This is a genomic window from Streptococcus sp. 2022WUSS037, assembly GCF_044427225.1.
Lineage (GTDB): Bacteria > Bacillota > Bacilli > Lactobacillales > Streptococcaceae > Streptococcus.
In genome coordinates this window covers 1-22646 of the sequence record NZ_JAOTGJ010000025.1, presented here as the reverse complement: position 1 = coordinate 22646, position 22646 = coordinate 1, and the positions used below count along the sequence as shown (strand labels likewise).

Below are 22646 nucleotides of genomic sequence, written 5' to 3'. Positions count from 1 at the left end.
GAACTATGATTGATACAATGTCTCTGCAGGAAATGGAGTCTTATCTTGGCAGACAGGAAGTCCCAACAGATTTTGAACAGTTTTGGCAAGGTCATCTTGCCAGTTTGCCAGACTTACCAGATTTTGAATTAGTGGAGAAAGAGGTCGGCCTAGAAGGGGTTGCTTGTTCCGAGTTGACCTTTATCGGTCAAGGAGGCTCAAAGATTTTTTCTAAAGTCATTTTTCCAAAAAAAGAAGAAAAAATACCAGTGCTCTTTTATTTCCATGGTTACCAAGGTCAAGGTCCAGACTGGTCAGAATTACTGAAATACACAGCCGTCGGAATTGGCGTTGTAGCAATGGATGTCAGGGGGCAGGCAGGTCGCTCTCAAGATTTGGGTTGCTTTGAGGGAATAACCGTCAAGGGTCAGGTGATTAGAGGGATGGTCCAAGGTCCAAATCATCTCTTTTATAAGGATGTTTACTTGGATGTTTACCAGTTAATTCGTCTTGTGTCAGGATTTGAAGAGGTTGATGCCAATCGCTTGATGAGTTACGGAGCTTCTCAGGGAGGAGCCCTAGCCTTGATTGCAGCAGCCCTCTATCCAAATTTGTCTAAGACTGTCTCTATTTATCCCTTCCTATCCGATTTTAAGCGGGTATTGGAATTGGGCAACAATAGTGAGGCCTACGATGAACTTTTCCGTTATTTCAAATATTCAGACCCATTTCATGAGACTGAGTCAAAAATGTTGGATACACTATCCTATATCGACATTAAAAATTTTGCTAGCATGATAAAATGTCCTGTTGCTATGGTGACTGGTTTGGAAGACAGTGTTTGTCCACCCTCTACTCAATTTGCAGTTTACAATCGTTTGCAGGTAGAGAAGCAAATGAAAATCTTACCAGATTATGGACATGATGCTATGCATGTAAAGGTCAATGACTATGTCTATGATTATTTAATTGGGACAAGTTTTTTGTAATCCCAATTTGTAACATTAAGCTAGATAGAAAAGCTATCTATGTTAGTCTTAGATAAACGACTACATTTGTCTAAAAGAAACTAACATAAATGACCTATATCCGTGAACCACAAATGAACTTGTGATGATAGTGACATACTACTAATAATGCACGAAGCGTGAGCGTTATGACGGACTCGATGTTGTTGATTTCATTAAGCAAATCAAGGAAAAATACCCCGAACAACTCTTTATGGCAGACATTTCAACCTATGAAGAGGAGATAACGGCCTATGAGGCTGGAATGGATTTCGTTGGGACAACCCTTTCGGGGTATACATCCTATAGTAGGCAGGAGGAGGGACCAGATATTGAATTGGTTGACCGCTTGTTCCGAGCAGGTATTGATGTGATAGCGGAAGGGAAAATACACTATCCTGACCAAGTAAAAATTATTCATGATTTAGGTGTGGCAGGAATCGTTGTAGGTGGTGCAATCACGCGTCCAAAGGAAATCGCAGAGCGGTTTATTAGTGCTTTACATAAATAATAAATAGGTTATAGAAAGGAATGGAGTATGAATTTTAAGAAGTTTTCTCAGCTAGGGCAGGCCTTTATGCTACCAATCTCAATTTTGCCTGTTGCTGGTCTCTTACTGGGAATTGGAGGCGCTTTATCAAATAGTAATGCTGTAGCACAATTTCCTGTATTGGATCAAGCGTGGTTGCAAGCTGTATTCACTATCATGAGTACGGCAGGTAGTGCGGTATTTGCGAATTTAGCGTTGATTTTTGCTATTGGTGTTGCTGTCGGATTAGCGGATGCAGATAAGGGTACAGCCGGACTATCCGCAGGTGTTGCATACCTTATTTATACCGCTACAATTAGTGGCTTTCTAACTCTTTTTGCAGGGGAAGGAGCAAGTATTGATACTGGTGTTCTAGGAGCTTTGGCGATTGGTATCACTGTTGCAACTTTACACAATAAATACCGAAAAATTGAATTACCAGCCTTTCTTGGTTTCTTCGGTGGCTCTCGCTTTATTCCAATTATTTCATCATTTGCAGCAATTGCGATTGGTTCCATTTTTTATATAATTTGGCCACCGATTCAGAATTTGTTAGTTGATTTTGGTAAGGCAATAGCAGAGATGGGAAGTTTTGGAACCTTCTTATATGGTTTTGGTTTACGTTTGACAGGTGCGTTTGGCTTGCACCATACCATCTATCCAATGTTTTGGTATACTTCATTAGGTGGAAGTGAAGTAGTAGCAGGTGAGACAATCCAAGGTGCGCAAAATATTTTCTTTGCCCAATTAGCGGATGCGAATCATACAGGATTATTTACTTATGGAACTCGATTTTTTGCTGGTCGATTTGCAACGATGATATTTGGTTTACCAGCATCATGTTTGGCTATGTATCATGCCATCCCTAAGGAAAATCGGAAGAAAGTTGGTAGTTTTTATTCGAGCAGTGCATTAACGTCCCTATTGACAGGTATTACGGAACCAATTGAGTTTTCTTTCTTATTTGTGGCTCCATGGCTATATGTCGTTCATGCATTTTTAGATGGACTATCATTCTTAGTTGCGGATCTCCTGCAAATTCGTATTGGGAACTCATTTTCTGGTGGGCTTATTGATTACTTGATTTTTGGTGTTTTCCAAGGAAATGACAAAACCAATTGGATTTACGTGATTCCTGTAGGTTTGCTTTGGGCAGCAGTTTATTATCTAGTTTTCAAATTTTTAGTAACCAAATTTCACGTGCTAGTTCCTGGTATGGAAAGCAGTGATCAAGCATCGCATTCTGAAAAAGTTTTATCAAACGGTTCTAGTCTTCGTGATAATGCAATTGCTATCATCGATGCTCTTGGTGGAGCAGATAATATTGAGAATGTGACTGCCTGTGCGACTCGATTAAGAGTATCGCTTAGAAATAGTGGTCTTGTGGATAAGGGAGTTATTCAGTCTATAGGTGCAACGGCTGTTTTGGATGTAAAAGGAGGAATACAGGCTATTTTCGGAGGTAAGGCTATTCTGTATAGCCAAGAAATCAATCAAATTCTTGGTCTTGAAGAATAGAGTTAGATTTAAGCGAATTAAAAGCATTCAAACTGTACCTATCGGGTATTTTTGAATGCTTTTTGTTTTATTAAGATTGTTGTGAAATAGAAAGACGGATGAATTATTCTCTAATAGTTTGCTTGAAAATATTCTCTTTTTTCTCCTTGTCAATAGCCAAAAAATAGGCGTAGATAATATCTAGCATGATGAGTAGGGGAATTTGGGGTGAGATACGATTGCCGTAATTGAGGTGGCGGACAGAGGCGACTGGAATGATTTGGTCAAAAGTCGGATGGGGAAAACTCTTAGTTGTTAACAGGGCGGTAGGAATCCCCTTTTGAGCAGCCAGGTGGAGATGCTCCATGACCTCTTCTGTCTGACCAGACAGAGAAAGACCGATAACCAAGCAGGTCTGATCTAGGATATTGGTTGTCCAAATAAGATTGTTTTTATCAGTAATTGCATCACAGACTACACCCAGTCGCATAAAGCGGGATTTGATTTCCATTGCAACCAAACCAGAACTGCCGATTCCATAAAAATAGACACGCTTACTACTGTCAATCAGTTTGGCAATTTCTTCCAATTTTTCTTCATCAACAAGTTTATTGGTAGCAGTTAGGATTTCCTCATAGTCTACCAAGACTTTTTTTGTTAGGCTCCGCTGTAATTTTTCAAAATGTTTATCCAAGTATTGTTGGTTATTCTGAAAGGCAAAGACAAATTCTCGATAACCGGAAAAACCACATTTTTTAGCAAAACGGGTAAGAGCAGATGGAGAAATGTGGAGTTGCTGTATAGTGTTTTCTTGGCTAAGATCGGCGCTAGATGGGTCTAACTGAGTGAAATAACTGGCAATTTGTTTTTCTAATTTTGTCATCTGGTCCAGATGAGACTCAATGATGGCAGTGATGTGTTTCGGTGTTTGTAACATTTTCCATTCCTCTGATAGCTTCTGAGGACATTATACCACTAAAACCCCCTCATTGATAGGTTTTATGATATAATGGAAACGTAAAAGGAATGTAAGATTATGTATATTGAAATGATTGATGAAACAGGGCAGGTTTCTGCTCAAATGCAGGAGCAGATTACGGAATTGCTCCAGTTTGCTGCCGAAAAAATTGGCAAGCAGAATAAGGAAATGGCTGTGACCTTTGTGGACAATAAGCGTGTCCATGAGGTTAACTTGGAGTACCGAGGAATTGACCGTCCGACAGACGTTGTCAGCCTAGAATATAAGCCAGAGTCGGAGATTGTTTTTGATGAGGAAGACTTACTGGATAATCCTGAATTGGCTGAAATGATGGAAGATTTCGATGCCTATATTGGTGAATTGTATATTTCAATTGATAAGGCGCGTGAGCAAGCTGAAGATTATGGTCATAGCTACGAGCGCGAAATGGGCTTTTTAGCTGTACACGGTTTGCTGCATATCAATGGCTATGATCATTATACGCCAGAAGAAGAAGCAGAAATGTTTGGTTTACAAGAAGAAATTTTGACGGCCTATGGACTTACAAGAGAATAATTCAAAAAATCGCTGGAAAAACCGAGAATTGATTGCTAGTCTAGAATTTGCAGTAACGGGCCTGTTTACGGCATTCAAGGAAGAACGCAATATGAAGAAGCACCTTGCTTCAGCTGTCCTTGTTGTGCTTGCAGGGCTTATTTTCCAAGTATCTGTGACAGAATGGCTCTTCCTCTTGCTTAGTATCAGTCTGGTTATCGCTTTTGAAATTGTTAATTCAGCTATTGAAAATGTGGTGGATTTGGCATCAGGCTATCATTTTTCTATGCTAGCTAAAAACGCTAAGGACATGGCGGCAGGAGCAGTCTTGTTTGTTTCAGGATTTGCCTTGTTGACAGGATTGATTATCTTTGTGCCTAAAATTTGGGACTTTATTTTTTAGAATTTAAGGAGAATACATGACATTTAAGTCAGGTTTTGTGGCGATTTTAGGTCGTCCAAACGTTGGGAAATCAACTTTTCTCAACTACGTAATGGGGCAAAAAATTGCTATCATGAGCGATAAGGCTCAGACAACCCGTAATAAGATTATGGGCATTTATACGACTGAAGAAGAGCAGATTGTCTTCATTGACACACCAGGAATTCACAAGCCTAAGACGGCTTTGGGAGACTTTATGGTGGAATCTGCCTATAGCACTCTTCGTGAAGTTGACACGGTGCTTTTTATGGTACCAGCCGATGAAAAACGAGGCAAAGGTGACGACATGATTATGGAACGGCTCAAGCAGGCCAAGGTTCCAGTTATTCTCGTTGTTAACAAGATTGACAAGGTTCATCCAGACCAGCTTTTGGAACAGATTGATGATTTCCGTCAACAGATGGACTTCAAGGAAATTGTGCCAATTTCTGCTACCCAAGGGAACAATGTTAATCGTCTCATGGAAATTCTCAAGGAAAATCTGGATGAAGGTTTCCAATATTTCCCTGCGGACCAAATCACTGACCACCCAGAACGCTTCTTGGTGTCTGAGATGATACGGGAGAAGGTTCTACACCTGACCCGTGAGGAAATTCCGCACTCTGTTGCCGTTGTCATCGAGTCCATGAAACGTGATGAATTTACCGACAAGGTCCATATCCGAGCGACGATTATGGTGGAGCGTGATAGCCAGAAAGGCATCATCATCGGCAAGCAAGGAGCCATGCTCAAGAAAATCGGCTCCATGGCCCGTCGTGATATTGAATTGATGTTGGGCGACAAAGTTTTCCTCGAAACCTGGGTCAAAGTCAAGAAAAACTGGCGAGACAAAAAACTCGACCTCGCCGACTTTGGATATAATGAGAAAGAGTATTAAAAACGTCCGGGGGACGTTTTTAACCCGAGCTTGAAAACTGGAGAGCGAGGTAGTCCAGTGGAAGTGATCGACGTTTCTCACATCATTCGACCATAATGATGTGAGAAACTAGTAAGTCGCCTAGTGAGTGAGAAAGAACTCAAATGGTCAAAAAAGAGTTCGTCTTCTCATCCCCGCACAGTTGATTAGGTCAGATTTGGAGTATGAAATACGAACGAATCTGCCAATCAACCACTGCGCTGAGATGTTGACACGAACTCTGAGAAGTGGCATAGGGCTTGAATTGCCAAAGTTGAGTAGCTTTTCAAAGCACTCAACTTTGGCGAGTTGAACCCGAGCTTGAAAACCAGAGAGCGAGGTAGTCCGAGGGAGTGAAACAGTCTAGGAATAGACTGTTTCAACTGGTCACATAGGAATGTGAAAGTGACCATGTGTGAACCTAGCTTGAAAACTAGAGAGCAAGGAAGTCTGGGGACTTTCTTCAACAGAATAGAATGAATTAATTTCAAGCGTAAAGCACCACTTTTGTGGTGTTTTGCGTCGTTACGGTGAGATATAATGACGATTAGAGCAGTTACTGAACGATCTCTTCCTACTTGGACTCTCTTTGCAAGTTAGGTTTGGCAGACAAAAGAGCAAGTTTTGATAGAAAAATTTTCAAATAATGAGTTTCCTTTTGAGTTTTTGTATTACTCTCAAAGTGAGGAGCCGATAGCGTGGATTAGTTTGTCGCTTCGCCACGACTATGTAGAAGGATGCCAGGCGAGTCCAGTTGCCTATTTAGAAGGGATTTTTATTAGCCCGAATTACCGTAGTCAAGGGATTGCGAAAGAACTGTTGCATTTTGCTGAGCATTGGGCTAAAAGTCAAGGGATATGCCAACTAGGATCTGATGCGGAACTGGATAATCTACTGAGCCAGAATTTTCATATCAAACATGGCTTCCGAGAAGTTAGCCGAACCGTTCACTATGTTCGAGATTTGAATAGTGAATAAAAGTATGTCTAACACACATTTAGTTAAGAAAGGAAAGCCGATTAGGCGTTGTCTTGAACTCGCCTACGACTCTTTGAAAATCACAACCGTGACCTAGGTGTCGAAGCACCGTCGGTCAGGTTCCTATTTTTCTTTGACATTGTAATTTCATTAGAAAGGACGAGTGTTTGCGTACTTGAACCCGAGCTAAAAGCTCGGAAAATAGATAGAGCTCCTTGTGTGTAAGTCACACAGCGTCGCTCTCCTTCATCTTGTTATCATTATAGAAAGGAAAGCCGATTAGGTGTTGTCTTGAACTCGCCTACGACTCTGTGAAAAAAGACAACCGTGACCTAGGTGCCGAAGCACCGTCGGTTAGGTTCCTATTTTTCTTTGACATTGTAATTTCATTAGAAAGGACGAGTGTTTGCGTACTTGAACCCGAGCTAAAAGCTCGGAAAATAGATAGAGCTCCTTGTGTGCAAGTCACACAGCGTCGCTCTCCTAATTTTCAGTCGCTTTTTACGCTCTTGGTATCGTACATTGCCCGAATTGCCTGAGGTTGAGACGGTTCGTCGTGGTTTGAATCGGTTGGTCAAAGGAAAGGTCATCGAAAAGGTCAAGGTGACCTATGCTCCCATGGTTAAGACTGGTGCCGATGCTTTTTGTCAGAACTTGCTAGGCCAAGAAATTCTGGATGTGGACCGTCGTGGCAAGTATCTCTTGATTTATCTGACGGACCATGTCCTCATTTCCCACTTGCGGATGGAAGGTAAGTATAATTTCTTTCCTGACCAGGTGCCTGCAAACAAGCATTTCCATGCCTTTTTTACTTTCACGGACGGATCGACCTTGGTTTACCAGGATGTCCGCAAGTTTGGCACAATGGAACTGCTGGGCAAGGCAGATGTGGATGCCTATTTTATCAGTCGAAAAATCGGTCCTGAGCCGACGGAGGAAGATTTTGACTTAGAAGAATTTGCCAAAAAGTTAGCTAAGTCGAAAAAGCCTATTAAGTCGCATCTTTTGGCCCAGTCTTTAGTGGTTGGTTTGGGCAATATCTATGTCGATGAGGTCTTGTTCAGGGCCCAAGTTCACCCTGCTCAAGCTAGTTGTCAGCTATCGGCTGAGCAGGTGGCAGACCTCCGTCAAGCCACCATAGAAGTTCTGCAACTGGGTATCGAAAAAGGTGGCTCAACTATTCGGACCTATAAGAATGCCTTGGGCATGGACGGGACCATGCAGGATTATTTACAAGTTTATGGAAAGACAGGGCAGGCCTGTCCCCGTTGCCAGACAGAGATTGTCAAAATCCAGCTGGGCGGTCGTGGGACACATTTCTGTCCTCAGTGTCAGGTGAAATATGGCTAAAGTTATCGGTTTAACAGGGGGTATCGCTTCAGGAAAATCAACGGTTACAGCTTTTTTGCGAGAACAGGGCTATCCAGTCATCGATGCGGATGCGGTCGTGCATGAATTGCAGGCCAGGGGCGGAAAACTCTATCAGGTCTTACTTGCTGAGTTTGGGGAAGCTATCCTGTCAGCTGATGGCAGTCTAGATAGGATTAAGCTAGGTCAGGCTGTTTTTGCGGATAGTAAACTGCGGGCTCGTTTATCTGTCTTGCAGGACCAGATTATCAGGCAAGAATTGTTAGCTAGAAGGGATGCCTTCAAGCAGACCGAGCCAGTGATTTTCATGGATATTCCCCTGCTCTACGAGGCGGATTATAGCGGGGAGGTAGATGAAGTCTGGCTGGTCTATGTCGATAGAGCGCAGCAGTTGGAACGGCTCATGAAGCGCAATAGCTTGTCTGTTCAAGATGCGGAAAATCGGCTGGCAGCTCAGCTTTCTTTAGAGGAAAAACGGACTAGGGCCCAGGTCCTTATTGACAATAGCGGAGCGGTTGAGGCGACTTTGGGTCAGGTTGCCGCACTTTTGGAGGAATTAAAGGATGGACGACGGTAGTAGTTATTGGAAGCAGAATTTGAAGGTGGCTTGGTTGGGAAATTTCCTAACAGGGACGAGTTTTACCTTGGTTATGCCTTTTATCTCGGTTTTTGTGGAAGAGTTGGGGGTAGGCCCTGGACAGGTAGAATATTATGCGGGACTTGCGGTGTCTGTTAATGCCCTTGCGGCAGCCTTGATGGCACCTATTTGGGGGAGTTTGGCGGACCGTTACGGTCGCAAGCCCATGATGGTGCGGGCTGCTTTTGCGATGATTTTTACTATGGGTGGTATGGCCTTTGTACCAAATGTTTTTTGGTTGCTTGCCTTACGTGTCCTAAATGGGGTATTTACAGGGTACATTCCCAATGCCACTGCCCTGATAGCCAGTCAAGTTCCAAAGGATAAGACGGGGTATGCTCTGGGGACCTTATCAACAGGTGCGGTAGCGGGTAATTTGATTGGTCCGACCCTGGGTGGTATTTTAGCAGAGATGTTTGGCGTACATACGGTATTTTTGCTGGTGGGACTTCTTTATGCTATCGTTGTGTTACTGACCGTTTTCTATATTCGAGAGGATTTTGTTCCAATCAAAAAAGGCGAAGAGATGTCGGTTAAAGAGGTATTTGAGCAGGTGAAAGATCGGCAGATGCTGGTTGGGCTTTTTGTGACTTCTATGATTATTATTGCAGCTGCTCAGGCTGTTGTTCCTATATTGACCCTCTACGTGCGGCATTTGGGACAGACAGATAATCTGTTATTTGTTGCTGGTTTTATCATTTCCTTGCCTGGTATGGCATCGCTAGTGACATCAGGTTATTTAGGGAAAATTGGTGATCGTATTGGCAATCATCGACTTCTATTGATTGCTTTGACTTATAGTCTGTTGATTAATGTTTTCTGTGTTTTTGCAGAAAATCCTTTCCAGCTTGGTTTGTTGCGATTCATGTATGGTTTTGGGACAGGAGCATTGTTGCCTTCGGTCAATTCTCTTTTGACCAAGTTGACCCCAAAAGAAGGGATTTCAAGGATATTTTCCTACAACCAACTCTTTAATAATCTAGGTTCTGTTGTTGGTCCCATGATGGGGTCTGCGGTGGCTGCTCACATGGGTTATGACTGGGTTTTCTATCTGTCGAGCGGACTGGTCCTCTTTAACCTTATCTGGTCTTTGACCAATTTTAGAAACTATTTGAAAGTAAGGGATGTTTAGTGAGAGTTAAAATCAATTTACAATGTTCAGAATGTGGTAGTAAGAACTACTTGACTAGCAAAAACGCCAAGACTCACCCAGATAAGATTGAAGTCCTTAAATACTGCCCAAAAGAGAGAAAAGTAACCCTCCACCTTGAAACTAAGTAGGTTTTATGGTATAATGTCATAAGTTATTGTAGAAAGTGAAAAAAATATGTATCAAGCATTATTAGCAATTCTGTTGATTTTATCTGTTATTTTGATTGTAGTGATTTTTATTCAACCGGCTAAAAACCAGTCTAGCAACGTCTTTGACTCTTCTAGTGGTGCTTTGTTTGAGCGTACAAAGGCGCGTGGTTTTGAAGCGGTTATGCAACGTATTACAGCTATCCTTATTTTCCTATGGATGTTGGATGCGCTAGCACTTGTTATCATTTCAAGTAGATAGATAAATCAGACTGGGACTTGTTCTTGGTCTATTTTTTTGGGAGTGGGCCAGAACTCGACAAATGCAAAGGAAGTTCCCCTCACTTTCGTATTGATTGGTTCGGGATTTTATGGTCACTTTCTTATTTTTAGGTGACCAGCTGAAACAGTTCCCCAAACTGTTTCACTCCACTGGACTATTTTACTCCACCCCCGCATAAGTTGAATAGGTATGGTTCGGAGCGTTACGCGAACTATTGAAATTTGCTTTGCAAATCCTATCTCCCACCTCCAACAATCATTTGATTGTTGGAGCAATCAACCACTGCGTCTGGATATAACGCACACTAAGAGAAATAGTGCTAGATTCTTAACTAGTACTCTGGTAATTACAACATGAAAAACGAAATTATAAACTATATTAAAGAAGTTGGTCCTGTGACCATGGACCAGCTGGCAGACCAGTTTGGAGCCAGTTCTGCTAAGAGCTTCACAGACTTGGTCAAGCTGGTTTCTAGCATGGAAGGTAGCCGTCAACTTGTCTTTGATCAAGCAGGACGAATCGCTCTTCCAGCTTCAAAAATCTCTAAAAACAAGGTGACCTTGCAGGGTATTTTCCGTGCCCACAAGTCAGGTTTTGGTTTTGTGACCATTGATGAAGAGGAAGATGATCTCTTTGTCAGTCGTGACGATGTTAATTTTGCCATCGAGGGCGACCGAGTGGAAGTTGCGATCAAGAAAGTGGCGGACAGGCTCAAGGGGACGGCTGCGGAAGCGGAAGTCATTGATATTTTAGAACATAGCCTGAAAACTGCGGTGGGCTTGATTGTTTTTGACGAAGATAAGCCAGAATATGCAGGCTACATCAAGTCTAAAAATCAGAAAATCGCTCAGAAGATTTACATCAAGAAGTCACCTCTGGTATTGACCGGAACGGAAATCCTCAAAGTCGATATTGAAGCCTATCCAAATAAGAAGCGGGACCACTTTATTGCGACCATTCGGGACGTGGTGGGCCACAAGGACGATGTGGGGATCGATGTCTTGGAAGTTTTGGAATCCATGGACATCGTGTCGGAATTCCCTGATGAAGTCTTGGCGGAGGCCAATCGAGTGCCAGAAAGTCCGTCAGAACAGGACTTTGAAGGACGCTTGGACCTGCGAGATGAAATCATCTTCACCATTGACGGTGCGGATGCCAAGGACTTGGATGATGCGGTCCATATCAAGCAGCTCAAGAATGGTAATCTGGAACTGGGTGTCCATATCGCTGATGTCAGCTACTATGTGACCGAAGGTTCTGCCTTGGACCAGGAAGCTGTCAAACGCGGAACCTCTGTCTATGTGACCGACCGTGTGGTGCCAATGCTGCCAGAACGTTTATCAAATGGCATTTGTTCCCTTAATCCAAATGTGGATCGCCTGACCCAGTCGGCTATTATGGAAATTGACCGTAAAGGCAAGGTGGTCAAGCACTGGATTGGTCAGACGGTCATCAAAACGACCTTCCGCATGACCTATTCCGATGTCAATGATATGATTGCGGGCAATCAGGAAAAGTTGGACAAATACAAGGCAATCGTGCCGAGTGTGGACCTCATGGTCAAACTCCATGAAACGCTGGAAGCCATGCGCTATAAGCGTGGGGCTCTCAACTTTGATACAGCTGAAGCTAAAATCATCGTCAACAAGGATGGTCTGCCAGTCGATATTCAACTGCGCCAGCGAGGCATTGCCGAGCGGATGATTGAGTCCTTCATGCTGGCTGCCAATGAGTGCGTTGCTGAGCATTTTGCCAAGTTGGACCTACCTTTTATCTATCGGATCCACGAGGAGCCTAAGTCAGACAAGTTGCAGAAGTTCATCGACTATGCGACCAGCTTCGGTCTGACGGTCTATGGTACGGCCAGCTCTATCAGCCAGGACGCCCTTCAGGATCTCATGGAGCGGGTCAAGGATGAACCCTATGCGGATGTCCTCAACATGATGTTGCTTCGCTCCATGCAGCAGGCACGTTACTCGGAGCACAACCACGGCCACTATGGACTAGGTGCGGAGTTTTACACCCACTTCACCAGCCCTATCCGCCGCTATCCTGACCTGCTTGTTCACCGTATGGTGCGGGAGTATGGTCACAATCCTGCGGAAAAAGCAGAGCATTTTGAGCAGGTTATTCCTGAGCTTGCCAAGTCTTCGTCCAGTCTAGAACGACGTGCTATTGAGGCAGAGCGGGAAGTCGAAGCCATGAAGAAGGCAGAGTTCATGCAAGAATTTGTTGGGCAAGAGTTTGATGGTGTCGTGTCTAGCGTGGTCAAGTTTGGGCTCTTTGTAGAGTTGCCAAATACGGTTGAAGGTCTGATCCATGTCACCAACCTCAACGAGTACTACCAGTTCCACGAGCGGACTCTGACCTTGCAGGGTGAGAAATCTGGTCGGGTCTTCCGTGTCGGTCAGCCAATCCGTATCAAACTAACGCGGGCGGACAAGATGACAGGGGAAATCGATTTTGCCCACGTGCCGTCCGAGCTGGATATCGTAGAAAAAGCTTTGAAAGCTAAGCGGAGAACTGCTAGTCACTCCAACCGTGACCGTGATGATCGATCAGGGCGAGGACGGGGCAAGCACCACAAACAAGAAGCTGCTGGTCGCGACAGCGGACGTCACAAGTCTGGGAAAGACCACAAGTCAAAAAGTGGTAAAAAAGACAAGAAAAAGAAACCATTTTACAAAGAAGTGGCTAAAAAGAACAAGAAGAAAAGGAGATAGGCATGGCCAAGGGTGAGGGCAATGTGATTGCACAGAATAAAAAAGCCCGCCACGACTATACCATTGTCGATACGGTGGAGGCGGGGATGGTCCTGACGGGGACGGAGATTAAGTCTATTCGTGCGGGGCGGATCAACCTTAAGGATGGCTTTGCCCAAATCAAGCAGGGCGAGGCTTGGTTGGTCAATGTCCATATCGCTCCCTATGATGAGGGCAATATCTGGAACCAGGAGCCAACGCGGACCCGCAAGCTGCTCTTGCGGAAGAAGCAGATTGAGTCCTTGGGCAATGAGGTCAAGGGAACAGGGATGACCCTGGTGCCGCTCAAAGTCTATATCAAGGACGGCTTTGCCAAGGTCCTGATTGGGCTTGCCAAAGGGAAGCATGACTACGACAAGCGAGAGTCCATCAAACGCCGTGAGCAAGACCGTGATATTAAGCGGACTATGAAGGCTATCAATAGTCGCTAAGACTGGGAGAAATCCTGGTCTTTTTTGATTTTCATTGAGTATCAGTCACAAATTTCAGACATTTTCTGATTTTTATGGTTGAACACGTGTAATACGTATGGTATAATGATCTTGTCAGGAGGTAAAAGCGCTATGCCTATGACACAAAAAGAAATGGTTAAGCTACTTACCGCCCATGGTTGGACAAAGACCAAAGGTGGTAAGGGGTCGCACGTTAAACTTGAAAAAGCAGGCGAGCGACCTATAACCATTCCCCACGGTGAAATTAACAAATACACCGAAAGGGGTATCAAAAAGCAAGCAGGGCTGTTATAACAACAGTCTACCGCTTGTTTTCTTTTGGAGGTAAACTATGCTTGTCACTTATCCAGCTTTATTTTATTATGATGATACAGACGGAGCTAACGCCCCTTACTTTGTAACTTTCCCTGATTTTGAGCATTCAGCAACTCAGGGCGAAGATATGGCAGACGCTATGGCAATGGCTAGCGATTGGTTAGGCATGAACTTAGCTGATTATATCGAAAATGGAAGAGACATTCCTACCCCGTCTTCTATAAACACTTTGTCATTAGTAGATAATAACCCCTTCCGTAATGAGGATTTTGAGATGGTTTACGATTCTAGCAAGTCTTTTATCTCCATGGTGATGGTGGACGTTGCAAAGTATTTGGGCAGTCAAGAGCCAGTAAAGAAAACACTCACTATCCCACGCTGGGCAGACACTCTAGGACGTGAACTAGGATTGAATTTCTCACAGACCCTCACGGATGCAATTGCAGATAAAAAAATTCATGCTTAACACTTGCTTCTGTTATTGCAAATGCTGAAACTGGACCTTTCTACTCCCGTTGAGCATTAGTAGTTCTAATGAGTGGGATGGTTCCGTTTTTATCTTTCTATAAATTATACGAAAACCCCCAGACAGTTCAGAGACTATCTGGGGCTCTCTTTTGTATTATACTCAATGAAAATCAAAATCAGGCTAGGCGACGCAGGTGCAGATAGAACTGAAGTTCATCAAATCAAGTCAACAACGGCTGAGTTTGATTTTCGAAGAGTATTAATCCACCGTCACCATTGCTTTAATAGTTTTCCGGTTGGCCATGTCTTTGTAGGCTTGGTCGATATTGTCTAGGCTGTAAGTTTGGGTGAAAACTCGACCTGGGTTGATGTCACCTTTGAGGACAGCATCGAGCAAAATTTCCTTATCATAGGTTGTGACAGAAGCAGAGCCACCACCGATAATGATATTTTGAGCAAAGGTTGAGCCAAGGGCGTGGTTGTTGTAGTGTGGCACACCGACAAAACCGATACGACCACCATTGTGAAGAACACCGAGGGCTTGGTCAATAGAGGCTTCTGTACCAACACATTCGAGGGCAGCATCAGCTCCGCCACCTAGAATTTCACGGACTTTGGCAATACCTTCCTCACCCCGTTCGGCAACAATAGCAGTCGCTCCTGATTCCAAAGCCATTTGCTGGCGGTCTGCATGGCGGCTCATCATGATAATCTGAGAAGCTCCGCGCATTTTTGCAGCAATGACGGCACATTGGCCAACCGCTCCGTCACCGATGACGACGACCTTGTCGCCTGGTTTGACATCTGCTACGCGGGCTGCGTGGTAGCCTGTTGGCATAACATCAGCTAATGTCAAAAGGGATTTAATCATGCCTTCTGAGTAGTCACTTGGCTGACCAGGAACTTTGACCAAGGCCCAGTTGCCGTAGTGGAAACGAATGTATTGAGACTGGTAGTTGTTGCCCCAGTTGGTGTAGCCTGGATGGTTGTCACAAGTACCGTCAAAGCCAGCGCGACAGGCATCACAGTGTCCGCAACCATGTGTAAATGGAACAATAACGAAGTCACCAGGAACAAGTGTTGTAATGTCTTCGCCTACCTCTTCAACGATACCGATGGCTTCATGACCAGAGTTTGTGTCACCGTGGTCATGGTGAATATCCTCACCGTAGCCCCAAAGGTCTGAGCCACAGACGCAGGCCCGCACGACCTTGATAATGACATCATCCTTAGCTTGAAGGCTTGGTTTTTCGATTTCTGCAACGGTCATCTTACCGGCTTTTTCATAAATAGCTGCTTTCATATTTATCTCACATTTACTGTGCAAGTAAATATCCTTTCTGATTGATAAGAACTATTATACACCTTGGAGTCAACTCCAAGTCAAGTAAAAAATAGGTTTGAATTCATATTTCCTTTGTGATAGACTAGAACTACTATTGACTAGAAGGAGAAATAATGACAGTTTTAGTTCCTTACAAACGCATGCCCATTTGGAATCAGGATACGGTTCCTCAGCATTTTTTGACCAAGCATAATACCAAGGTGGGGACTTGGGCCAAAATCAAGGTCTTGAAGGGTCAACTCAAATTTGAGCCCATTTCAGATGATAATGAAATTTTGGGAGAATTTGTCTATGGTCCGACAGACGATATTCCTTTTGTGGAGCCACAGGCTTGGCATCGGGTGGCCCTGTTGACAGAGGATACGGAGTTTTTCTTGGAATTTTTCTGTCAACCAGAAGATTATTTTGCCAAAAAGTATGACTATACTCGGACGCATTCAGAAGTCTTGGAGGCCTTGAAAATCATCGAGCCCTGCAAGGTTTTGGATTTGGGTTGCGGTCATGGTCGCAATAGTCTCTATCTAGCCCAGCAGGGATTTGAGGTGACGGCGGTTGACAAGCACGTGCCGAGCATTCAGACGCTCTTGCAGGTCAAGGAAGCGGAGGATTTGGATCTACAAGCTGGGACCTATGACATCAACTCAGCTAGTCTGGAGCAGGATTACGACTGGATTATCTCAACTGTGGTCTTTATGTTCTTGGAGAGGGATCGTGTGCCAGCCATTATACGCAATATGCAGGAGCAGACTCGGCCGGGTGGTTATAACTTGATTGTAGCGGCCATGGATACGGAAGATGCACCCTGTCCTATGAATTTCTCCTTTACCTTCGGAGCGGGAGAGTTGAAGGAATACTATCGTGACTGGGAATTGGTCAAGTACAATGAAGATTTTGGCCAGCTCCATAAACGGGATGAAAATGGCAATTTCCTTAAGATGCGGTTTGCGACCATGTTGGCTAGAAAAAATGTGTAAAATAGCTCTGAAAACACTTGCAAGGCAGGTGCTTTTGCGTTACAATATATGTGCAAATGGGTATTTTATTATATGAAAGGAGAGAGTCTTATGAAAAAGACTTTAGTTCGCATTGCAGCATTTCTCATGCTGGTGTGCATGCTCCCTGCCCAAATTGTTCAAGCCTGTTCAGGCTTTATCATTGGGAAAGGGTTGACAACGGATGGTTCTATCCTTTATGGTAGAACGGAAGATTATCCCTATCCACCAGATAATGGAGCGCACAATAAAAATTATATTGTGGTTCCAGCAGCAACTTATGTTGAGGGAGATATGTTGGTGGATGAGACATTTGGTTTTACAGCACCACACTTGGCAAATGAGTTCAAGTATACCTCTACGCCTGATGCGGCGCGTGGGGATGGTTCAAATGGTAATTATGGGGCGCACGGTTTTAACGAAAAAGGCGTATCCATGACTGCTACTGTAACAGCTATTCCAAATGCTAAAGTCTTGGCAGTTGATCCTCTAGTTGAAGCTGGAGGGCTGGGAGAACCAATTTTTATTGATTATGTTCTTCCTAGGGTCACTAGTGCGCGTGAAGGTGTTGAGCTGATTGCAAAGACAATCGATGAAAAAGGCTCTGCTGAAGGAAATATTGTTATCATTGCTGACAAAAATGAAGTTTGGTACATGGAAATTTTGTCAGGACACCAATACGTAGCCATCAAGTTCCCTGAAGACAAGTATGCAATTTTTGCAAATACTTACTATCTAGGTCATGTTGATTTTACCGATACAGAAAATGTGATTGCTTCTGCAAAGGTTGAAGAAGTAGCCAAACAAGCGGATAATTATGTGACAGTCGATGGGCAGTTCCATATCGCTAAATCATACGGTCCTGCAACTTATGCTGAAGCAGACCGTTCCCGTGTGTATGCAGGTATTAAATTGATGGATCCAGCATCGCCTGTAACCTATGAAGATGCTGTGTATGATTTGCTACGTCAGCCAACAGATTCAAGTCGTCGCTTTAGTTTACAAGACACCTTTGCCTTACAACGTAACCGTTTTGAACATCTTCCAGAATTTCGTCCAGACGATGAAGCGGGCAAGGTAAAACAAGGGGATAACGGTGCGAATGACCAAGCAACAGATGCAACGTATAAATACGCTCTTGGTAATGAAAATGTCATTGATGCTCACGTTTATCAAATAAAAGAAAGTTTGCCGTCTGCCTTTGGAGGGATTGTTTGGTTGGGACTTGGTCAGACTAGAAATACACCATATGTACCATTCTATGGACTTGTAACAGATACTTATGAAGCATTTAAAAATCGCTCAGCTTCTTATGATACCAATTCATGGTACTGGACGGTACAAAATATTGATAAGATGGCCATCTCACACCCAGAGTTATTTGGTACATCGATTCAAGAAAAGTGGATTGCTCTTGAAAATGAATGGATTGCTGCACAGGCAGCTCTTGATGCTCAATATGCGGGACTTTCAGAAGATGCAGCTGTAGCTCTAGCTCCAACTGTAACTGAGGAAACCTTGGCGCGTTCAGCAGACATTTTTGCCCAACTAAAAGCTGTCGAGGCTGAAATGATGGCTAAAATTGAAGCTGCAACCACTCCGTCATCCAGCAGCACCGACTCATCAAGTAGTACTGAACCATCCACTAGTACCGAACCATCATCAAGTAGTACTGAACCATCGACCAGCACTGAGCCATCATCAAGTGGTACCGAAACTTCAACCAGTACTTCAAGCAGTACAAGTCAGTCTACAAGTGCTTCTGACACAGGAGGAGCTACGGATACTTCCTCATCAAGCGGAACAGTAGTATCTTCTGATAAGAAAGTAACACCTACCAATAAAAAAGGTAAATCAAGTCTTCCTAGTACAGGTGAGCAAGTCAGCCTCCTGTTGGTGGCGCTAGGTGTTGCAGGAATTTTAACAGCTATTTTCCTTAATCGAAAAAAATCCGGTAAAGAGTAAATGAATATGTAAAAGTAGGTTGGATTGATTTCAATCTACTTTTTTGAAACAATTTTGTTTACAAATGTAGTCGTTTTATGTATAATGTGATTACAAATGTAGTCAAAGGAGAAAGATATGAAACATGCAACCTATCCCATTTCAGGCATGACCTGTGCCTCTTGTGCCATGACAGTTGAAAAGGCTGTTGGTAAATTAGCAGGAGTAGAAGAAGCCAGTGTCAATCTAGCGACTGAAAAATTGAGTGTTATCTACGATGAAAAGCTTTTGGGACTAGAGGATATTCGTCAGGCAGTTGAAAAGGCGGGTTATCAGCTAGTCGATAACTTGGTGACCGAGTCATATGACATTTCAGGCATGACCTGTGCTTCCTGTGCCATGACGGTTGAAAAAGCTCTGGGCAAACTAGAGGGCGTAGAAGAAGTCTCTGTCAATCTGGCAACAGAAAAGGCTACTATCCGTTATAGCCGTGATAGGCAAAATCCAGCTAGTCTTGAAAAAGCAGTTGAGCAGGCAGGTTATCAACTGATCAGACCTGAAGATGTAGAAGAGACGGTGGACAAGGGACCAAGCAAGGAAGACATTCTTTTGAAACGATTTGTCTGGTCAGCTGTCTTTACCCTTCCCCTGCTCTATATTGCTATGGGGCCAATGTTACCTTGGGGTGGGCTCCCATTACCAGCCTTGCTCCATCAACCACTAGTTTATGCGGTCAGCCAAGTCATCTTGCTCATCCCTGTCCTTTATTTGGGACGCAGTTTTTTCCAAAAGGGCTTTAAAACTCTCTTGCAAGGCCATCCCAATATGGATTCCTTGATTGCTGTTGGGACAGGGGCAGCCTTGGTTCAAGGTCTTTTGATGATTGCCTTTCTTCTGATGGGGAAAGAAGTAGCCATGCACGGTCACCATCCTGAACTGTATTTTGAATCAGCCGCCGTTATCTTGACCTTGATTACCCTTGGAAAATATTTTGAAGTGAGATCTAAAGGTCAGACTTCTGAGGCCATTAAGAAGTTGATGAATCTGGCTCCCAAGACTGCCCAGATCCTACGAAATGGGCAGGAAATGCAAGTACCGATTGAAGAAGTGGTGGTCGGTGACCAGGTCATTGTTCGCCCAGGTCAGCAGATTCCAGTTGACGGTCAAGTTCTAGAAGGCCAGACACGTGTCGATGAATCCATGTTGACGGGTGAGAGCTTGCCAGTGAAGAAAGTACTAGGCGACAATGTTTTTGGCGGTACCCTTAACCAGCAAGGTGCCATTACCATGCAGGCTACCAAGGTTGGTCGTGATACGACTCTGGCTCAAATTATTCGTTTGGTAGAAGAGGCTCAAGGGTCAAAGGCACCCATCGCCAAATTGGCTGACCAAGTATCTGCCGTCTTTGTGCCAGTTGTCATGGGCTTGGCATTCTTGTCCGGTCTGGTCTGGTACTTCTTGGGGCAAGAATCCTGGATTTTTTCACTAAGTATTATCATCGCCGTCTTGGTCATCGCCTGCCCTTGTGCTTTGGGTCTAGCAACTCCGACGGCTATCATGGTTGGGACTGGAAAAGGGGCAGAAAACGGTCTTTTGTTCAAGTCTGGACAAGCTATTGAGACCCTACAAGGTGTGAATACTATTGTTTTCGACAAGACAGGGACTATTACTGAGGGCAAACCTCAGGTGACAGATATTCATCTGGTGTCAGCTAAAAATCGTGAGCAGGTCCTCCAGCTGGCCGCAAGTAGCGAGCAATTTTCCGAGCATCCCTTGGCTCAGGCTCTCCTGCAAGCTGCACAGACAGAAAAGATTGATCTCTTGCCCGCCACCGATTTTCAGGCTCTTTCAGGTCGTGGTCTTTCGGTGACAATAGCAGAGCAGACAATCTATCTGGGTAATGAACGGTTGATGCGGGAACAGGGAATTGATGTTTCCCAAGGGCCTGCAGTCGCGGAGGCATTTGCCCATCAAGCCAAGACGCCTGTTTTCCTAGCCAGCCAGCAAGAATTACTAGCAGTCATTGCCATTGCTGATAAAGTAAAAGAGACCAGCCGTCGGGCTGTCCAGGCTCTGCAAGCTATGGAATTAGAAGTGGTCATGCTGACAGGGGACAATGAAAAAACTGCCCAGGCCATTGCCAAGGAAGTCGGCATTGAGCAGGTGGTCAGTCAGGTCTTACCAGATGACAAGGCCAACCAAGTCAAGCTCTTACAAGAACAGGGCAAGACAGTCGCCATGGTGGGGGATGGCATCAACGATGCCCCAGCCCTAGCTCAAGCCCATGTGGGTCTAGCTATTGGTTCAGGGACTGATATTGCCATTGAGTCTGCCGACATTGTTCTCATGCATAGTGACATTTTGGATGTGGTCAAGGCTGTCAAACTCAGCCAGGCAACCATGCGGACCATCAAACAAAATCTCTTCTGGGCCTTTGCTTATAATGTAATTGGCATCCCAATCGCCATGGGGCTCTTACATGTATTTGGTGGTCCTCTGCTCAATCCTATGTTTGCAGGTGCAGCCATGGCCCTCAGTTCAGTGTCAGTCGTCTTGAACGCTCTGCGATTGAAAAGGGTGAAAATGTAGAAAAAAAGATTTAAGAGAGAAGTATCTGTTCAAATGATGCTTCCATCTTAAATCTTTTTATTTTTTAGGTTTCAGTTCTTCTTCATGATCTTTTATCCACTGCTTGATTTGAAGGAGCAAGGGGAGAAATTCTTTACCTAGAGGGGTTAAGCGATAGAAAACCTTGTACCCTTGTGAAGCTTGTCCGATTTTTTCAACCAAGTTTATCTCGATGAGAGCCTTGAGATTTTGGTTGAGCACTTTTCGAGATACCTGCCCAATTTCTCTCTCCAAAAGGGCAAAATGTTTGTCTTCTTCTGCCAATGCTAGGATGATGGCGACGGCCCATTTTCCAAGTAATGGAAGGGCGAGCTCGCGTAATGGATGCTGTTCTGTCATAGGAACCTCAAAGTAACTTCTATTTTTCTTCTTGTAACTATTATATACTAAAATTGTATTTTTACAGAAAATTGTGTGGAATTTACAAATTACCAATAAAGGAGTTAACCGATGAAACATCATTTCTTTTCATTTTTTCCGTTTGAATTTGAAGCGACAAGGGTGCTTTGGTATGCACCCTATGGAGGAGCAGACTATGCAGAAGTTGCACGAATTTGTGAAAAAATCAAAGCAGGAAAGGCAGAATCTTGGTATAAAGAATGGTCAGATTTTGGACATCATTTGATAGAGGAAGTAAACCAGAATCGGTCAGATATTTCTAAAGGTAGGGCCTATTTGAGGGCTAGCCGGTATTTCCAAGCGGCAGAATTTTTCTTACATCCGACTGATAAACGGAAACTGGAAGCTTATGAAAAATCCGTTGCCTATTTTTATCGAGGCTTGGATTTGTTGTCTATTCCCTACGAACAATACCCTGTCCAATATCAAGGCAAAACCCTGCGAACTCTCCTGTTTAAACCTCAAAATGGTAGCCCTAAGGGGACCTTCTTTGTCTGCGGAGGTTTCGATGCCCTATTGGAGGAATTATATTTCACATCCGTCGTTCCTGCCCTAGAACAAGGTTATCAAGTTATTCTTTTTGAAGGACCTGGTCAGTCCCATCTTATTCGCTATGAAAAATGTCCCTTCACTGCTGATTGGGCAAGTGTCTGCCAAGCAGTGGTGGACGACTATGGTAAAAAAGGGCAAGTATGTTTGGAGCCCACTGAAAAAGTCTCCAGTTACTCCGACTCTTATAAAAAATAGGAATTCTCCTAAATGATTGGGAGAATTCCTATTTTTCTATTCTTCCTTTTGGTCTATTAAGGTCATAATTCGCTTCATATTGACTACAAATATGGTGGTGGCTGCTTGTAATTCCATGTTGAAAAGACCTGATGCTCTGGCGACATCAAGACCATGTCTTTGTTTCA

The 22646-nt window shown here is 43.9% G+C and carries 21 protein-coding genes and 2 pseudogenes; 20 read left to right on the top strand and 3 right to left on the bottom strand.

The genetic code is table 11. The features are described from left to right. Window positions 1–5: 5 nt before the first annotated feature. From ODU55_RS08785 to ODU55_RS08775, 3 genes and pseudogenes are all read left to right on the top strand, one after another. Window positions 6–968, top strand: coding sequence for an acetylxylan esterase (locus ODU55_RS08785; RefSeq protein ID WP_398582572.1), 963 nt, complete (start codon window positions 6–8; stop codon window positions 966–968). A 148-nt stretch (window positions 969–1116) separates the two neighbouring features. After that, window positions 1117–1497: pseudogene (locus ODU55_RS08780) on the top strand (N-acetylmannosamine-6-phosphate 2-epimerase); the annotation flags it as partial. Window positions 1498–1524: 27 nt separating this feature from the next. After that, the gene (locus tag ODU55_RS08775; protein WP_398582571.1) at window positions 1525–3033 is read left to right on the top strand and encodes a PTS transporter subunit EIIC; all 1509 of its coding nucleotides are present in this window, start codon (window positions 1525–1527) and stop codon (window positions 3031–3033) included. A gap of 103 nt (window positions 3034–3136) precedes the next feature. Here ODU55_RS08775 and ODU55_RS08770 read toward each other — a convergent pair whose 3' ends face one another. Continuing rightward, the gene (locus ODU55_RS08770) at window positions 3137–3949 is read right to left on the bottom strand and encodes a MurR/RpiR family transcriptional regulator (protein WP_398582570.1); all 813 of its coding nucleotides are present in this window, start codon (window positions 3947–3949) and stop codon (window positions 3137–3139) included. A gap of 99 nt (window positions 3950–4048) precedes the next feature. Here ODU55_RS08770 and ybeY point away from each other — a divergent pair, with 99 nt between their 5' ends. From ybeY to ODU55_RS08705, 13 genes and pseudogenes are all read left to right on the top strand, one after another. Then, complete coding sequence (gene ybeY, locus ODU55_RS08765) at window positions 4049–4546, top strand: rRNA maturation RNase YbeY (RefSeq protein ID WP_398582569.1); 498 nt, start codon at window positions 4049–4051, stop codon at window positions 4544–4546. Next, window positions 4527–4928 (top strand): diacylglycerol kinase family protein, encoded by a 402-nt coding sequence (locus ODU55_RS08760; protein ID WP_398582568.1) that lies wholly within the window; start codon window positions 4527–4529, stop codon window positions 4926–4928. Before ybeY ends, ODU55_RS08760 begins: the two co-directional genes overlap by 20 nt. Window positions 4929–4944: 16 nt before the next feature. Next, window positions 4945–5844 carry a GTPase Era gene (gene era / locus ODU55_RS08755; RefSeq protein ID WP_002935752.1) on the top strand — a complete coding sequence of 300 codons (900 nt, stop codon included), beginning with the start codon at window positions 4945–4947 and terminating at the stop codon, window positions 5842–5844. 636 nt (window positions 5845–6480) lie between these two features. After that, window positions 6481–6840: pseudogene (locus tag ODU55_RS08750) on the top strand (GNAT family N-acetyltransferase); the annotation flags it as partial. Between the two features lie 522 nt (window positions 6841–7362). Further along, complete coding sequence (gene mutM / locus ODU55_RS08745) at window positions 7363–8190, top strand: DNA-formamidopyrimidine glycosylase (protein WP_398582567.1); 828 nt, start codon at window positions 7363–7365, stop codon at window positions 8188–8190. Beyond that, entirely contained in the window at window positions 8183–8785 is a 603-nt protein-coding gene (gene coaE, locus ODU55_RS08740) for a dephospho-CoA kinase (protein WP_398582566.1), read from the top strand. The genes mutM and coaE overlap by 8 nt, the downstream gene beginning before the upstream one ends. Next, complete coding sequence (locus ODU55_RS08735) at window positions 8772–9977, top strand: multidrug efflux MFS transporter (protein ID WP_024411776.1); 1206 nt, start codon at window positions 8772–8774, stop codon at window positions 9975–9977. Before coaE ends, ODU55_RS08735 begins: the two co-directional genes overlap by 14 nt. Continuing rightward, a complete protein-coding gene (gene rpmG / locus ODU55_RS08730; RefSeq protein WP_012775228.1) occupies window positions 9977–10126 on the top strand; it encodes a 50S ribosomal protein L33 in 150 nt (49 codons plus the stop codon). Before ODU55_RS08735 ends, rpmG begins: the two co-directional genes overlap by 1 nt. 46 nt (window positions 10127–10172) lie before the next feature. Next, the gene (gene secG / locus ODU55_RS08725; RefSeq protein ID WP_398582565.1) at window positions 10173–10406 is read left to right on the top strand and encodes a preprotein translocase subunit SecG; all 234 of its coding nucleotides are present in this window, start codon (window positions 10173–10175) and stop codon (window positions 10404–10406) included. 374 nt (window positions 10407–10780) lie between these two features. After that, window positions 10781–13150 carry a ribonuclease R gene (gene rnr / locus ODU55_RS08720; RefSeq protein ID WP_398582564.1) on the top strand — a complete coding sequence of 790 codons (2370 nt, stop codon included), beginning with the start codon at window positions 10781–10783 and terminating at the stop codon, window positions 13148–13150. Window positions 13151–13152: 2 nt separating this feature from the next. After that, complete coding sequence (gene smpB / locus ODU55_RS08715) at window positions 13153–13620, top strand: SsrA-binding protein SmpB (RefSeq protein ID WP_002935771.1); 468 nt, start codon at window positions 13153–13155, stop codon at window positions 13618–13620. Between the two features lie 132 nt (window positions 13621–13752). Then, window positions 13753–13935, top strand: a complete 183-nt coding sequence (locus ODU55_RS08710; RefSeq protein ID WP_014637653.1) for a type II toxin-antitoxin system HicA family toxin — start codon at window positions 13753–13755, stop codon at window positions 13933–13935. Window positions 13936–13972: 37 nt separating this feature from the next. Beyond that, the gene (locus ODU55_RS08705) at window positions 13973–14422 is read left to right on the top strand and encodes a type II toxin-antitoxin system HicB family antitoxin (protein WP_024404710.1); all 450 of its coding nucleotides are present in this window, start codon (window positions 13973–13975) and stop codon (window positions 14420–14422) included. A gap of 261 nt (window positions 14423–14683) precedes the next feature. Here ODU55_RS08705 and ODU55_RS08700 read toward each other — a convergent pair whose 3' ends face one another. Further along, window positions 14684–15727 carry a zinc-binding dehydrogenase gene (locus tag ODU55_RS08700; RefSeq protein ID WP_029177130.1) on the bottom strand — a complete coding sequence of 348 codons (1044 nt, stop codon included), beginning with the start codon at window positions 15725–15727 and terminating at the stop codon, window positions 14684–14686. Between the two features lie 155 nt (window positions 15728–15882). On the opposite strand from ODU55_RS08700, the gene tehB reads away from it, so the two are divergent. The 3 genes from tehB (at window position 15883) to ODU55_RS08685 (ending at window position 21294) form a co-directional block, all read left to right on the top strand. Next, window positions 15883–16743 (top strand): SAM-dependent methyltransferase TehB, encoded by an 861-nt coding sequence (tehB, locus tag ODU55_RS08695; RefSeq protein ID WP_398582563.1) that lies wholly within the window; start codon window positions 15883–15885, stop codon window positions 16741–16743. A 90-nt stretch (window positions 16744–16833) separates the two neighbouring features. Then, window positions 16834–18726, top strand: coding sequence for a C69 family dipeptidase (locus ODU55_RS08690; protein WP_398582562.1), 1893 nt, complete (start codon window positions 16834–16836; stop codon window positions 18724–18726). Between the two features lie 117 nt (window positions 18727–18843). After that, window positions 18844–21294: a heavy metal translocating P-type ATPase gene (locus ODU55_RS08685; RefSeq protein ID WP_398582561.1), complete on the top strand. Its 2451-nt coding sequence runs from the start codon at window positions 18844–18846 to the stop codon at window positions 21292–21294. 57 nt (window positions 21295–21351) lie between these two features. On the opposite strand, the gene ODU55_RS08680 is transcribed toward ODU55_RS08685, so the two are convergent. Next, complete coding sequence (locus ODU55_RS08680) at window positions 21352–21672, bottom strand: winged helix-turn-helix transcriptional regulator (RefSeq protein ID WP_398582560.1); 321 nt, start codon at window positions 21670–21672, stop codon at window positions 21352–21354. Window positions 21673–21783: 111 nt separating this feature from the next. Between ODU55_RS08680 and ODU55_RS08675 the strand changes: the two genes are divergently transcribed. Continuing rightward, on the top strand, window positions 21784–22479 hold the full coding sequence (locus ODU55_RS08675; protein ID WP_398582559.1) for a hypothetical protein: 696 nt from the start codon (window positions 21784–21786) through the stop codon (window positions 22477–22479). Window positions 22480–22646: the final 167 nt, after the last annotated feature.

What these genes read in the sequence shown, in the direction of transcription:
- ODU55_RS08785 (WP_398582572.1), top strand. Translation starts at nt 6, where the DNA reads ATGATTGATACAATGTCTCTGCAGGAAATGGAGTCTTATCTTGGCAGA.
- ODU55_RS08775 (WP_398582571.1), top strand. Translation starts at nt 1,525, where the DNA reads ATGAATTTTAAGAAGTTTTCTCAGCTAGGGCAGGCCTTTATGCTACCA.
- ODU55_RS08770 (WP_398582570.1), bottom strand. Translation starts at nt 3,949, where the DNA reads ATGTTACAAACACCGAAACACATCACTGCCATCATTGAGTCTCATCTG.
- ybeY (WP_398582569.1), top strand. Translation starts at nt 4,049, where the DNA reads ATGTATATTGAAATGATTGATGAAACAGGGCAGGTTTCTGCTCAAATG.
- ODU55_RS08760 (WP_398582568.1), top strand. Translation starts at nt 4,527, where the DNA reads ATGGACTTACAAGAGAATAATTCAAAAAATCGCTGGAAAAACCGAGAA.
- era (WP_002935752.1), top strand. Translation starts at nt 4,945, where the DNA reads ATGACATTTAAGTCAGGTTTTGTGGCGATTTTAGGTCGTCCAAACGTT.
- coaE (WP_398582566.1), top strand. Translation starts at nt 8,183, where the DNA reads ATGGCTAAAGTTATCGGTTTAACAGGGGGTATCGCTTCAGGAAAATCA.
- ODU55_RS08735 (WP_024411776.1), top strand. Translation starts at nt 8,772, where the DNA reads ATGGACGACGGTAGTAGTTATTGGAAGCAGAATTTGAAGGTGGCTTGG.
- secG (WP_398582565.1), top strand. Translation starts at nt 10,173, where the DNA reads ATGTATCAAGCATTATTAGCAATTCTGTTGATTTTATCTGTTATTTTG.
- rnr (WP_398582564.1), top strand. Translation starts at nt 10,781, where the DNA reads ATGAAAAACGAAATTATAAACTATATTAAAGAAGTTGGTCCTGTGACC.
- smpB (WP_002935771.1), top strand. Translation starts at nt 13,153, where the DNA reads ATGGCCAAGGGTGAGGGCAATGTGATTGCACAGAATAAAAAAGCCCGC.
- ODU55_RS08710 (WP_014637653.1), top strand. Translation starts at nt 13,753, where the DNA reads ATGCCTATGACACAAAAAGAAATGGTTAAGCTACTTACCGCCCATGGT.
- ODU55_RS08705 (WP_024404710.1), top strand. Translation starts at nt 13,973, where the DNA reads ATGCTTGTCACTTATCCAGCTTTATTTTATTATGATGATACAGACGGA.
- ODU55_RS08700 (WP_029177130.1), bottom strand. Translation starts at nt 15,727, where the DNA reads ATGAAAGCAGCTATTTATGAAAAAGCCGGTAAGATGACCGTTGCAGAA.
- tehB (WP_398582563.1), top strand. Translation starts at nt 15,883, where the DNA reads ATGACAGTTTTAGTTCCTTACAAACGCATGCCCATTTGGAATCAGGAT.
- ODU55_RS08690 (WP_398582562.1), top strand. Translation starts at nt 16,834, where the DNA reads ATGAAAAAGACTTTAGTTCGCATTGCAGCATTTCTCATGCTGGTGTGC.
- ODU55_RS08685 (WP_398582561.1), top strand. Translation starts at nt 18,844, where the DNA reads ATGAAACATGCAACCTATCCCATTTCAGGCATGACCTGTGCCTCTTGT.
- ODU55_RS08680 (WP_398582560.1), bottom strand. Translation starts at nt 21,672, where the DNA reads ATGACAGAACAGCATCCATTACGCGAGCTCGCCCTTCCATTACTTGGA.
- ODU55_RS08675 (WP_398582559.1), top strand. Translation starts at nt 21,784, where the DNA reads ATGAAACATCATTTCTTTTCATTTTTTCCGTTTGAATTTGAAGCGACA.